Source organism: Pseudomonas sp. P5_152 (assembly GCF_033989915.1).
Classification (GTDB): Bacteria; Pseudomonadota; Gammaproteobacteria; order Pseudomonadales; family Pseudomonadaceae; genus Aquipseudomonas.
In genome coordinates, this window is sequence record NZ_JASFAH010000002.1 from 2781411 (window position 1) to 2794339 (window position 12929).

A 12929-nucleotide genomic window follows, 5' to 3' on the forward strand; every position below is an offset into this window, starting at 1 on the left:
GAGCGCTTTTTTAGGGCAAAAAAGGCCTCGCTTGACTTCGGCATGCCGTTCGGGTTGACTGGAATCTGAAAAGATCAATGATTGATATTTTTAACAACAAAGGTGTTGCATCATGTCGGTACCCCCGCGTGCCGTTCAGCTTAACGAAGCGAACGCGTTCCTTAAGGAACATCCTGAGGTTCTGTACGTTGACCTTCTGATTGCGGATATGAATGGTGTGGTGCGCGGCAAGCGCATCGAACGCACCAGTCTCCACAAGGTTTACGAGAAAGGCATCAACCTGCCGGCCTCTCTATTTGCTCTGGATATCAATGGTTCGACGGTGGAAAGCACCGGCCTGGGCCTGGACATCGGCGATGCTGACCGAATCTGCTATCCAATCCCCGACACCCTGTGCAATGAGCCTTGGCAAAAGCGCCCTACCGCGCAACTGTTGATGACCATGCACGAACTCGAAGGTGAGCCATTCTTCGCCGACCCGCGTGAAGTACTGGCCAATGTAGTGCGCAAGTTTGACGAAATGGGCCTGACTATCTGCGCCGCCTTCGAACTGGAGTTCTACCTGATCGACCAGGAGAACGTGAACGGTCGCCCGCAACCCCCTCGCTCGCCGGTTTCCGGCAAACGCCCGCACTCGACACAGGTCTACCTGATCGACGACCTCGACGAATACGTCGACTGCCTCCAGGACATCCTGGAAGGTGCGAAGGAGCAAGGTATCCCGGCTGACGCCATCGTCAAGGAAAGTGCTCCGGCGCAGTTCGAAGTCAACCTGCACCACGTTGCCGACCCGATCAAGGCCTGCGACTACGCGGTACTGCTCAAGCGTCTGATCAAGAACATCGCCTACGACCATGAGATGGACACCACCTTCATGGCCAAGCCTTACCCAGGCCAGGCGGGTAACGGTCTGCACGTCCACATCTCGATCCTTGATAAAGACGGCAAGAATATTTTTGCCAGTGAGGATCCCGAGCAGAACGCCGCACTGCGTCACGCGATCGGCGGTGTGCTCGAGACCCTACCGGCGCAGATGGCTTTCCTCTGCCCGAACGTCAACTCCTACCGTCGTTTCGGCGCACAGTTCTACGTGCCGAACTCGCCGTGCTGGGGCCTGGACAACCGCACCGTGGCGATTCGTGTGCCAACCGGTTCCTCCGATGCCGTGCGCATCGAACACCGTGTGGCCGGCGCCGATGCCAACCCGTACCTGCTGATGGCTTCGGTCCTGGCAGGCGTGCACCACGGCCTGGTCAACAAGATCGAGCCTGGCGCACCAGTGGAAGGCAACAGCTACGAGCAGAACGAGCAGAGCCTGCCGAACAACCTGCGCGATGCATTGCGCGAGCTGGACGACAGCGAAGTCATGGCCAGGTACATCGATCCGAAATACATCGATATCTTCGTGGCCTGTAAAGAGAGCGAGCTGGAGGAGTTCGAACACTCCATCTCCGACCTCGAGTACAACTGGTACCTGCATACCGTGTAAGCGGTTGCAGTAAAAAAAACGCCATCGTGCCTAATTGGCCGATGGCGTTTTTTTATGGCCGCCTTTGGCGAATCGTCGGAGCGCCGCCATCGCGAGCAAGCTCGCTCCCACAGGGCCTTGTTTAGCACCCGGATACTGCGTGCGTAGCAGATCCTTGCTCGCGATGGCGGCCGACGAGACAACACACAACCCGACTCGTACAATGCCCCCTGCCCTGCAGGAGACTTCAATGACCCGGCCCGCCACTCTTCGTAAACCCCGCGCCCGCAGCCAGGCGCGAATCGATTCGATCCTCGATGCCGCCCGCACACTGCTGGCCGCCGAAGGCGTGGCCAGTTTGTCGATCTACAGTGTCGCCGAGCGCGCGGAGATCCCGCCCTCCTCCGTCTACCATTTCTTCGCCAGCGTCCCGGCCTTGCTCGAAGCCCTGACGGCCGACGTCCACGCCGCGTTCCGCGCCTGCCTGCAAGCGCCTATCGACCATGACACCCTCAGTGGCTGGCGTGACCTGTCGCGACTGGTCGAGCAACGCATGCTGCAGATCTACAGCGAAGACGCCGCCGCCCGCCAGTTGATCCTGGCCCAGCACGGGCTCACCGAAGTCACTCAGGCCGACCGCCAGCACGACCTCGAACTGGGCGACCTGATGCACACCCTCTTCGACCAGCACTTTGCACTGCCAGCGCTGCCCACCGACGTCGACGTGTTTGCCCTGGCCATGGAGCTGGGTGATCGGGTGTATGCGCGCTCGGTGCAGCAGCATGGGCAGATCACCCCGCGCATGGCGGAGGAAGGGATGCGGGTGTTTGATGCGTACCTGGGGTTGTATCTGCCGCCTTACCTGCCTAAACGCGCTGGTAATCCCCCAGCAAGCCCATAAAAAAACCCCGAAGGGCTCACACCCTTCGGGGTTGTTCGTAGCGCACGGCTTACAACTTGGCGATCGAGACCTCGGTGGACTTTACGAAGGCGATCACTTCGCTGCCGATCACCAGTTCCAGCTCCTTGACCGAGCGGGTGGTGATCACCGAGGTGACGATACCGGAAGCGGTTTGCACGTCGATTTCCGACAACACATCGCCTTCGACGATTTCCTTGATGGTGCCTTTGAACTGGTTGCGAACGTTGATGGCTTTGATAGTCATGAGGGTGATTCCTGTCGTGGGAAGAACGATGAGTTATTGAGCCCAGCGCAATTGCGTGGGCAAGGGTGAAACAGGTTCCGGCTCGGGCGGTACGCCCGGCAGGGCCAACACTCGGTTGAGCACTTCGGTTTCCAGCGCTGCCAGTCGATGTGAACCGCGAACCCGAGGGCGCGGCAACTCGACGTGCAGGTCCAGGCCAATCTCGCCCTCCTCGATCAGCAGCACCCGGTCGGCAATCGCCACGGCTTCGCTGACATCGTGGGTCACCAGCAACACGGTAAAACCATGCTGCTGCCACAGGCGCTCAATCAGTTGCTGCATTTCAATCCGGGTCAGGGCGTCCAGGGCACCCAGCGGCTCATCGAGCAACAGCAGGCGCGGCTGGTGGATCAGTGCCCGGGCCAGGGCCACCCGTTGTTTCTGCCCGCCGGACAATGCCGCCGGCCATTCATCGGCGCGGTCGGCCAGGCCCACTGCTTCCAGGGCATCCAGGGCCTGCTGGCGCCAGTTGCCCTTGAGGCCGAGACCGACGTTGTCGATGACCTTTTTCCAGGGCAGCAAACGCGCCTCCTGGAACATCAGCCGGGTGTCCTCCCGGGCCTCGCTGAGCGCTGCCGAGCCCGCCAGCAATTGTCCGTCCGTTGGCTGGTCGAGGCCGGCGAGCAAGCGCAGCAAGGTGCTTTTGCCGCAGCCGCTACGACCGACCACCGCGACGAACTGACCGGCCGGAATATGCAGGTCGATGTCGCGCAGCACTTGCCGCGCACCAAAGGTCTTTTGCAGCTTGCGCACCACCAGGGGAATCCCGCGCAGCAGGCGCGGCGGTTGTTGAGCCGTCATGCTGCATCTCCCTTGGCCACTTGATAGGCCGGATGCCAGCGCAGCCACACCCGTTCCAGGCCTCGGGCCGCGAGGTCGGCCAATTTGCCGAGTACCGCATAGAGCACAATCGCCAGCACCACCACGTCGGTCTGCAGGAACTCCCGGGCATTCATCGCCAGGTAGCCAATGCCGGAGCTGGCCGAGATGGTTTCGGCCACGATCAGCGTCAACCACATGAAGCCCAGGGCAAAACGCACCCCCACCAGAATCGACGGCAACGCACCCGGCAGAATCACCTGGCGAAACAGGCTGAAACCGCTCAAGCCATAGCTGCGCGCCATTTCCACCAGCGCCGGGTCGACGTTACGAATGCCGTGGTAGGTATTGAGGTAGATCGGGAACAACGTGCCCAGGGCCACCAGGAAAATCTTCGCCGACTCGTCGATGCCGAACCACAGGATCACCAGCGGAATCAGCGCCAGATGCGGCACATTGCGGATCATCTGCACCGAACTGTCGAGCAGGCGTTCACCCCACTTTGACAGACCGGTGATGAAACCCAGCACCAGGCCGATGCCACCGCCGATGACAAATCCGAGGCCAGCACGCCAGCCGCTGATGGCCAGGTGTTTCCAGATTTCGCCGCTTTGCACCAGGCTCACGCCCGCCTCGATCACCGCGATCGGAGCCGGCAGAATCCGCGTCGACAACCAGCCCGCCGACACCGACAACTGCCACACCGCCAGCAACAGCACCGGCAGGGCCCAGGGCGCGAGACTGTGGATAAGGGTTTGCTTCTTCATGGCGCGCCTCAGCTCTGGGACGCGGCTTTGGGAAGAATGTCGTTGGCGACCATTTCACCGAACGGACTGACGTAACCGCCCGTTTTTGGCAACTCGGGACGTTCGATGTCGAGGTGCGGGAACAGCAGTTCGGCCACCCGGTACGACTCTTCCAGGTGTGGATAACCGGAGAAGATGAAGGTGTCGATGCCCAGGTCCGCGTACTCCTTGACCCGTGCTGCCACGGTCGGGCCATCGCCGACCAGCGCCGTGCCGGCACCGCCACGGACCAGGCCGACACCGGCCCACAGGTTCGGGCTGACTTCCAGGTTGTCGCGACTGCCACCGTGCAGCGCAGCCATGCGTTGCTGGCCCACCGAGTCAAAGCGCGCCAACGATGCCTGGGCCCGGGCGATAGTGTCGTCATCCAGATGGGAAATCAGCCGGTCGGCGGCCTGCCAGGCTTCGTCATTGGTTTCGCGCACGATCACGTGCAGGCGAATGCCGAAGCGTACGGTACGGCCCAGCTTGGCTGCCTTCTCCCGCACTTGCGCGATTTTCTCGGCAACCGCGGCCGGTGGCTCGCCCCAGGTCAAGACCATTTCGACCTGCTCGGCCGCCAGGTCCTGCGCCGCTTCGGAAGAGCCGCCGAAGTACAGCGGTGGACGTGGTTGCTGGATCGGCGGATAGAGCAATTTAGCGCCTCTGACGCTGATGTGTTGTCCGTCGTAATCGACGGTTTCACCTTCCAGCACGCGGCGCCAGATCCGGGTGAATTCCACGCTGGCCTGATAACGCTCTTCGTGGCTGAGGAACAAGCCATCGCCCGCCAACTCTTCCGGGTCGCCGCCGGTCACCAGGTTGAACAACGCCCGGCCCCCGGACAAGCGATCCAGGGTCGCCGCCTGACGCGCCGCCACCGTCGGGGAAATGATCCCGGGGCGTAGGGCGACCAGGAACTTCAGGCGCTGGGTCACCGGGATCAGCGAGGCCGCCACCAGCCACGAGTCTTCGCAGGAGCGTCCGGTAGGGATCAACACCCCGCCGAAACCCAGGCGATCCGCCGCCTGGGCGACTTGTTGCAGGTAGCCATGGTCAACGGCGCGCGCGCCTTCGGCGGTGCCAAGGTAATGGCCGTCGCCGTGGGTAGGCAGGAACCAGAAAATATTAAGGCTCATGGAGTGGTCTCCTTGGAAAGTCGGGTTACTGGGTTTTGGCAACGGTCGCCGGCGGCGTCCAGATCACGTCTTTGATGCTCAAGGGTTTAGGGATCAACTTGAGCTGGTAGAAGCTGTCGGCGATTTTCTGCTGCGCCGCGACCACTTCCGGCGTCAGGAAGTGCGCACCGTAGCCTTGGCGTTTCACCGAGGTCAGGGTGATGTCGGCGGGTAGGCCGAGCAGTGGCGCCACCTGCTTGGTCACATCCTCCGGGTTGGCCTGGGACCACTCACCGACAGCACGGACTTCATCCACCAGGGTCTTGATCACGGCCGGGTGCTGCTCGGCGTAAGGCTTGGTGGCCAGGTAGAATTGGTGGTTGTCGACGATGCCTTTGCCATCACGCAGGGTGCGTGCCTGCAGTTGCTGTTCGGCGGCAGCCTGGTACGGGTCCCAGATCACCCAGGCGTCGACGCTGCCACGCTCGAATGCCGCACGGGCATCGGCTGGGGGCAGGAATACGGTCTGGATGTCGCTGTATTTGAGGCCGGCGTCTTCCAGGGCGCGCACCAGCAGGTAGTGCACGTTGGAGCCCTTGTTGAGCACGACTTTCTTGCCTTTGAGGTCCTGTACCGATTTGATCGCCGAGTCCTTCGGCACCAGGATCGCTTCACTGTGGGGAGCGGGCGGCTCGTAGGCGACATAGAGCAGATCGGCACCGGCGGCCTGGGCGAACACTGGCGGGGTTTCGCCGGTCACGCCGAAGTCGATGGAGCCGACGTTCAAGCCTTCGAGCAGTTGCGGGCCACCGGGGAATTCGGTCCATTGCACGTCGACGCCTTGGGCGGCGAGGCTTTTCTCCAGGGTGCCCTTGGCTTTGAGCAGCACCAGGGTGCCGTATTTCTGATAGCCGATACGTAACGTCTCGGCCTGAGCTTGAGTAATGGCGCCGAAGGACACAGCCGCAGCAAACAGAGCGACCAGACCGCGACGCAAAATGACAGGGCGCATGGCGCTCTCCTTTTTGCAGTGGGGTTGTGGCTGCACCTGCTTGCCCGTTAGCGGGCGAGTAAGGCCAGTACTTCAAACTTCGGGTAGGGCTCAAATGCTCCAGCGAGCACTCAACAAACGTTCATTCAACAGGTGTGGATCGAGCGGCTTCGGACGGCGGGCCATGGCGCTGAAAAACTGCTCCAGGGCCTCGTTCAACCGTTGCTCCAACTCCGGTGCCAACTTCGCCTGGGCACTGCCTTCGCCATAGGCGATCTGATTGTCTTCGGCAAAGATGCCGTGCAGCATTTCCTGGGCCTTGAGCGCCGACAGCACCGGCTTGAGGGCGTAATCCACCGCCAGCATGTGGGCGATACTGCCGCCCGTAGCCATTGGCAATACCACCTTGTGGCTCAGGGCGCGCTCAGGCAGCAGGTCCAGCACGGTTTTCAGTGCGCCCGAAAAGGACGCCTTGTAGACCGGCGTGGCGATCAGCAGGCCATCGGCATTGGCAATCTGTTGCAGCAGGTCGATCACCTTCGGGCTGTCGAAGCGGGCATGCAGCAAGTCTTCGGCCGGGAAGTCCCGTACCTGGTAACTCACCACTTCCACCCCCTGTTGTTGCAACCAGCGCTGGGAGCGATCCAGCAGCACTCCGGAGCGGGAGCGTTGGCTGGGACTTCCTCCGAGTGAGACGACCAGCATTACCTTGATTCCTTGCATGTAGTGGGCGATTCGCAGCTTGCGATCTCGCGGTGTTGAAGTGACCTTAACAGGTGATTCATATATCTATAAATCATATTTATTCATTTGTTTATACTCAAAATGAATATGCAAGACTGCCTTTACCCGGGCATAAAAAAAGGCCGTCGAAACGGCCTGAAAACCCCTGCATTGTGATTCTGGTTCACGCGGATGCTTGCGGTGGTCGGTCCGGCCCCATCGCGGGCAAGCCCGCTCCCACAGGTTATGCGCGATGCATTGCGTTCCGCTTGCCCGCGATGGGTTTATAAGGCGCGCCACGAGAGCTGGCGAATTACCGATTAGGCTGCGGCGTCAGGCGCAGGTACGGCTTCACCGCGCGGTAACCTTTGGGAAAGCGCTGCGCGATCTCTGCTTCGTCCTTGAGCGAGGGCACAATCACCACTTCATCACCGTCCTGCCAGTTGGCCGGCGTGGCCACCTTGTAATGGTCGGTGAGTTGCAGCGAGTCGATCACCCGCAGGATTTCGTTGAAATTGCGCCCGGTGCTGGCCGGATAGGTGATGGTCAGCCGAACCTTCTTGTTCGGGTCGATCACGAACAGCGAGCGCACGGTCAGGGTGTCGTTGGCGTTCGGGTGGATCAGGTCGTAGAGGTCCGAGACCTTGCGATCGGCGTCCGCCAGGATCGGGAAGTTGACCAGGGTGTCCTGGGTTTCGTTGATGTCTTCGATCCAGCGGTGGTGTGAGTCCACCGGGTCGACAGACAGGGCAATGGCCTTGACCCCGCGCTGGGCAAATTGATCCTTGAGCTTGGCGGTAAACCCCAGCTCCGTGGTGCACACCGGTGTGAAGTCCGCCGGATGGGAAAAAAGCACGCCCCAGCTATCGCCCAGCCACTCGTGGAAGCGAATGGTGCCGGCGCTGGAATCCTGTTCGAAATCGGGGGCGATGTCGCCCAGTCTGAGGCTCATGGTGCTGCTCCTGATGAGTGCGGAATGAGCCCACTGTGCCTAGAATTTTTGCTAATTAAAAAGAATAAATATCGATTTATTTATAACTGTAACGAATATTAAATATCTGTTCACTGGACGCCCGCGCCCGCAGCGACCACGCTGCTGCCCAAGGTTCGAGAAGGCCTTGAGTTGCTGTAAAGAGGGAAGCTGGCGGGCACACGGGGGTGGGTCTGCCGGCAAACAAAAGCCCCGCCAGGCGCAATGCCTGGCGGGGCTTTTTTTATCAGTCTGGCGAGCGCTGTTACAACAGCGGGATCGAGTAGCTGACGATCAGGCGGTTTTCATCCTGGTCGCGTTGACCCGGGATGTCGTTGCGCCACATGGCGTTTTTCCAGGTCAGACCCAGGTTCTTCAGCGGGCCCTGCGGAATCACGTAAGCCACGGTCAGGTCGCGTTCCCACTCGCTGGCGCCAGTGGCGTTGACTTTGGTCTGTGGTTTGCTGGTGCCGACGTTACCCGAGGTGTCGATGTCGTCGCCACGCAGGTAGACGATACCCGCGGTCAGGCCAGGTGCGCCCACTTGAGCGAAGTCATAGGAGTAGCGAGCTTGCCAGGTACGTTCGCCAGCACGGGCAAACTTGGCAATCTGCATGTCGGTAGTCAGGTAAGCCGACGAGCCGTCACCCTGGTTCAGCCAAGGGAAATCGCTGTCGCCGTTGCTGACCTGGTAACCGCCACCGAAGGTGTGACCGGATACCGTGTACAGCAGCAAGCCGCTGAACAGGTTGTTGTCGACCTTGCCCTTGGTGATGCCAGTGCCGTAGTCACCGGTGGTGTAGTAGGCCGGATCGTTGCCGTTGGCACCGTCATCGCGGCTGTTGAAGTAACGGAAGTCCGACTTCAGCACGCCCGGGCCGATTGCCCAGTTGTGTACCAGGCCCAGGAAGTGTTGCTTGTAGAAATCGTCCAGGTTGCCGTAGTAGTACTGTGCGGTCAGGTCCTTGGTGATCTTGTAGTCACCGCCGCCGTAGATGAACTTGTTGCTGTCGCGACCCGAAGCAGTTGGGCTGTTGGCGCCAGCAATCGACAGTTCTTCGTTGTTGCTGGAGTTACGACCTTTGGCGTGCTCGATCTGACCACCGACCAGGGTCAGGTCCTTGATCTCGTTGGTGGTGATCTGGCCGCCCTGGAAGGTTTGCGGCAGCAGGCGACCGTCGTTGGTCACGATCACCGGCAGTTTTGGCTGCAGGGTGCCGAGTTTCAGTTCGGTCTGGGAGATCTTCGCCTTGGCGGTCAGGCCCAGGCTCGAGAAGTTGTCCACGGCTTCACCGTTGGACTTGCTCGGGAACACAGTGCCGCCGTAGGAAGTTGCGGTGGCGCCGTTGGTGCCGCCGCCGGAGTCCAGCTTCACGCCCACCAGGCCGATGGCATCCAGACCGAAGCCCACGGTGCCCTGGGTGTAACCCGAGGTGAAGCGCAGATCGAAGCCTTGGCCCCATTCTTCCTGCTTGTTCTGTGCACCAGCGGCTTTGGTGTTGTTGTCGCGGTTATCGGTGTTGATGTAGAAGTTGCGCAGGCCCAGGGTGGCCTTGCTGTCTTCGATAAAACCGGCGGCGCCTGCCTGCTGCGCGACAACCCCTACGGCCACTGCCAGGGCCAAGGTGGACTTGTTCATGTTTCACTCCTCTCGTTTCTAATTTTTGTGTTTCTTGGTCCAGGGTCTGATGCCCCGGATCCACAGATGCGCGATTAGCGCCAGAGCGTGACCGCCAAGTCAATCGTAACAAGGCATGTCTACGACCAAGGTCTAACCGCATGATTCGGTCTGTTCAGGTTAATGAATTTTTGATAAACCCAAAAAGAATTATTTCATCGTTTTTCATACGATTCGGGAATATAGCAAATCCACACTCGCCGAAGCGACGCAGGGTAGCGACAAAGTGTGTAATTCCTAAAAGGTATTTATCGGAGTGCCCTTAGATCGTTTGCTTGAATAGACCTTAATCAATCGTCAATCACGATCAAAAACGCGACTTCATTGGGCGAAGCGCGCATCATCCAAGGGAATTGTTACAGTTTGTGTATCGATTGAAATATTTTCTCACTCGGGCACACGGCAGCTCGTCAGCCCCGACCTTTGTCAACAAAAGCCGGGGCATCAGCGGGGGGATCAGAGGGCTTTTTCGAAGATTTTCGAATTGCGTTGGTAGTTGTACAGCGAGGCCCGCGCCGACGGCAGGCGCTCAACGCTGCTCGGCACAAAACCGCGCTCGCGGAACCAGTGCGCAGTGCGTGTAGTGAGGACAAACAGGGTCTTGAGGCCTTGGGCGCGGGCCCGGCTTTCGATCCGTTCCAGCAGTTCATCGCCACGCCGGCCGTGCCGGTATTCCGGGTTCACGGCCAGGCACGCCAGCTCGCCGGCATCCGAGTCGGCAATCTGATACAAGGCCGCACAGGCAATGATCATCCCTTCGCGCTCGACCACGCTGAACTGCTCGATCTCGCGTTCCAGCACTTCGCGCGAGCGACGCACCAGGATCCCCTGCTCTTCCAGCGGGCTGATCAAATCCAGCAAACCACCGACGTCTTCGATGGCCGCCTCGCGCAGCAGTTCGAACTGCTCCTGGGCCACCAGCGTACCGCCACCATCACGGGTGAACAGCTCAGTGAGCAGCGCGCCATCTTCGGCATAACTGACGATGTGGCTGCGACCGACACCGGCGCTGCAGGCTTGCGCGGCAGCGTCCAGCAGTTCGGCCTGGTAGTTGGCACCCAGGCGTAACAGGTGAGCCGGTACCTGTTGCGGGCGCAGTTCACGGACCAGACGACCGTGTTCATCGATCAGCCCCGTTTCGGCGCCGAACAGCAGCAGCTTGTCGGCCCCCAGGTCAATGGCGGCGCGGGTAGCGACGTCTTCGCAGGCCAGGTTGAAGATTTCCCCGGTGGGCGAGTAGCCCAACGGTGACAGCAGCACGATGGAGCGCTCATCCAGCAGGCGGTTGATGCCCTTGCGGTCGACCCGGCGCACTTCGCCGGTGTGGTGATAGTCGACCCCCTCGAGCACGCCGATCGGCCGTGCCGTCACCAGGTTGCCGCTGGCTACCCGCAGGCGCGAGCCCTGCATCGGCGAGGACGCCATGTCCATCGACAGGCGCGCCTCGATGGCGATGCGCAACTGGCCCACGGCATCGATCACACACTCCAGGGTCGCGGCATCGGTGATGCGCATCCCGTGGTGGTAATGCGGGGTCAGGCCGCGCGCGGCGAGGCGGGTTTCGATTTGCGGGCGCGATCCGTGTACCAGCACCAGGCGTACCCCGAGGCTGTGCAGCAGCACCAGGTCGTGGACGATATTGCCGAAGTTCGCATGCTCGACGCCGTCGCCGGGCAGCATGACGACAAAGGTGCAATCGCGGTGAGCGTTGATGTAAGGGGAAGCGTGACGAAGCCAGTTGACGTATTCGGGCATAACACCTGCACCTGTAATAAATAACAGCCGAAAAAAGGACGAAGCAAAACGCACAGCGGGCTGGTGGTTATCGTCGGAACAGGCTTGGCGACACGCGCGCTCTCCTCATGAATACGGGTGGTTGGCCCCGGGATTCAAGCCGGGGTCAGGCAGTAATGTTCGATCAGTTGCCGTAATAGATGCACGGTAGGCGTCAAACGTGACATTTCCAGGTATTCCCCCGGCTGATGGGCGCAGGCGATATCGCCAGGACCGAGCACCAGGGTTTCGCAACCCAGGCGCTGAAGATAAGGCGCTTCAGTGCCGAACGCCACTGCTTCGGCGCTATGCCCGGTGAGTCTTTCAGCCACCTGCACCAGTTCCGAATCTTGCGCCTGCTCAAATGGCGGCACTTCGGGGAACAGCGGTGCGTAGTCGATCTTCACCTGATGGCGTTCGGCGACCGGCCCCAACTTCTGTCGAATGGCATCGCGCAGGGCGTTGGGGTCCATGCCGGGCAAGGGCCGCAGGTCGAACTCCAGGGAGCACTGGCCACAGATGCGATTCGGGTTGTCACCACCATGGATGCAGCCAAAGTTGAGGGTCGGTTGCGGCACGCTGAACTGCGGGTTGCGGAACTCGCGCTGCCACAGCAGGCGCAAGCCGCGCAGCTCGCCCATCGCATCGTGCATGGCTTCCAGGGCGCTGTGACCCAGGCGTGGGTCGGAGGAGTGACCGCTTTGCCCGAGGATGTCGATGCGCTCCATCATCACCCCCTTGTGCAGGCGGATCGGCTTGAGCCCCGTCGGCTCACCGATCACCGCCGCCCGGCCCAAGGGTTTGCCGGCCGCCGCCAGGGCGCGGGCACCGGACATCGAGCTTTCTTCGTCGCAGGTGGCAAGAATCATCAGCGGTTGCTTGAACGGCTGGTCGAGCAACGGCAGCACGGCTTCGATGGCCAGGGCAAAAAAGCCTTTCATGTCGCAACTGCCCAGGCCGACCCAGCGGCCGTCGACTTCGGTGAGTTTCAGCGGGTCGGTCTGCCACAGCGCACCGTCGAACGGCACCGTATCGCTGTGCCCGGCCAGCACCAGGCCGCCAGGGCCGGTGCCGAAGGTGGCCAGCAGATTGAATTTGCCGGGGCTGACCTGCTGGATGTCACAGGCAAAACCCAGGTCGCCGAGCCAGGTGGCCAGCAAATCAATGACCGGCCGATTGCTCTGATCCAGGTGAGCTTGAGTGCAACTGACGGACGGTGCGGCGATCAGTGCAGCGAACTGGTCTTTCATGGATGGCAAAGGCATCGCTGACTCCAACTCCCGGATTGAAGTCCATCATAGAACCATCCGGTCACCGGAATAAACCGTCGCGGCGCGCAGGTTTAGTGAGTGCTGTACACTGCACGGCCTTGGCAGCCACACATTTCCCCGGCTGCGCT

The 12929-nt window shown here is 60.9% G+C and carries 12 protein-coding genes; 2 read left to right on the plus strand and 10 right to left on the minus strand.

The genetic code is table 11. The features are described 5' to 3' along the window. Positions 1 to 112: 112 nt before the first annotated feature. A complete protein-coding gene (locus QMK50_RS12740) occupies positions 113 to 1489 on the plus strand; it encodes a glutamine synthetase family protein (protein WP_320333231.1) in 1377 nt (458 codons plus the stop codon). 229 nt (positions 1490 to 1718) lie between these two features. Then, entirely contained in the window at positions 1719 to 2369 is a 651-nt protein-coding gene (locus QMK50_RS12745; RefSeq protein WP_095164695.1) for a TetR/AcrR family transcriptional regulator, read from the plus strand. A 49-nt stretch (positions 2370 to 2418) separates the two neighbouring features. Here QMK50_RS12745 and QMK50_RS12750 read toward each other — a convergent pair whose 3' ends face one another. The 10 genes from QMK50_RS12750 to argE all read right to left on the minus strand — a co-directional run bounded on the left by QMK50_RS12750 (position 2419) and on the right by argE (position 12795). Then, positions 2419 to 2634, minus strand: coding sequence for a TOBE domain-containing protein (locus QMK50_RS12750; RefSeq protein WP_003213899.1), 216 nt, complete (start codon positions 2632 to 2634; stop codon positions 2419 to 2421). A 33-nt stretch (positions 2635 to 2667) separates the two neighbouring features. Then, complete coding sequence (gene ssuB / locus QMK50_RS12755; protein ID WP_095164696.1) at positions 2668 to 3474, minus strand: aliphatic sulfonates ABC transporter ATP-binding protein; 807 nt, start codon at positions 3472 to 3474, stop codon at positions 2668 to 2670. Continuing rightward, on the minus strand, positions 3471 to 4259 hold the full coding sequence (gene ssuC / locus QMK50_RS12760; RefSeq protein WP_159998483.1) for an aliphatic sulfonate ABC transporter permease SsuC: 789 nt from the start codon (positions 4257 to 4259) through the stop codon (positions 3471 to 3473). Before ssuC ends, ssuB begins: the two co-directional genes overlap by 4 nt. An 8-nt stretch (positions 4260 to 4267) precedes the next feature. Further along, positions 4268 to 5416 carry an FMNH2-dependent alkanesulfonate monooxygenase gene (ssuD, locus tag QMK50_RS12765; RefSeq protein WP_320333232.1) on the minus strand — a complete coding sequence of 383 codons (1149 nt, stop codon included), beginning with the start codon at positions 5414 to 5416 and terminating at the stop codon, positions 4268 to 4270. 25 nt (positions 5417 to 5441) lie between these two features. Then, positions 5442 to 6407, minus strand: coding sequence for a sulfonate ABC transporter substrate-binding protein (locus QMK50_RS12770; protein ID WP_159998485.1), 966 nt, complete (start codon positions 6405 to 6407; stop codon positions 5442 to 5444). Positions 6408 to 6497: 90 nt separating this feature from the next. After that, positions 6498 to 7091 (minus strand): NADPH-dependent FMN reductase, encoded by a 594-nt coding sequence (gene ssuE / locus QMK50_RS12775; protein ID WP_095164700.1) that lies wholly within the window; start codon positions 7089 to 7091, stop codon positions 6498 to 6500. Between the two features lie 331 nt (positions 7092 to 7422). Beyond that, complete coding sequence (locus QMK50_RS12780; protein WP_159998489.1) at positions 7423 to 8061, minus strand: peroxiredoxin; 639 nt, start codon at positions 8059 to 8061, stop codon at positions 7423 to 7425. Between the two features lie 283 nt (positions 8062 to 8344). Further along, a complete protein-coding gene (locus QMK50_RS12785) occupies positions 8345 to 9718 on the minus strand; it encodes an OprD family porin (protein ID WP_095164702.1) in 1374 nt (457 codons plus the stop codon). Positions 9719 to 10213: 495 nt separating this feature from the next. Next, a complete protein-coding gene (argA, locus tag QMK50_RS12790) occupies positions 10214 to 11512 on the minus strand; it encodes an amino-acid N-acetyltransferase (protein WP_095164703.1) in 1299 nt (432 codons plus the stop codon). A 134-nt stretch (positions 11513 to 11646) separates the two neighbouring features. Then, complete coding sequence (argE, locus tag QMK50_RS12795) at positions 11647 to 12795, minus strand: acetylornithine deacetylase (protein ID WP_095164704.1); 1149 nt, start codon at positions 12793 to 12795, stop codon at positions 11647 to 11649. Between the last annotated feature and the right edge of the window lie 134 nt (positions 12796 to 12929).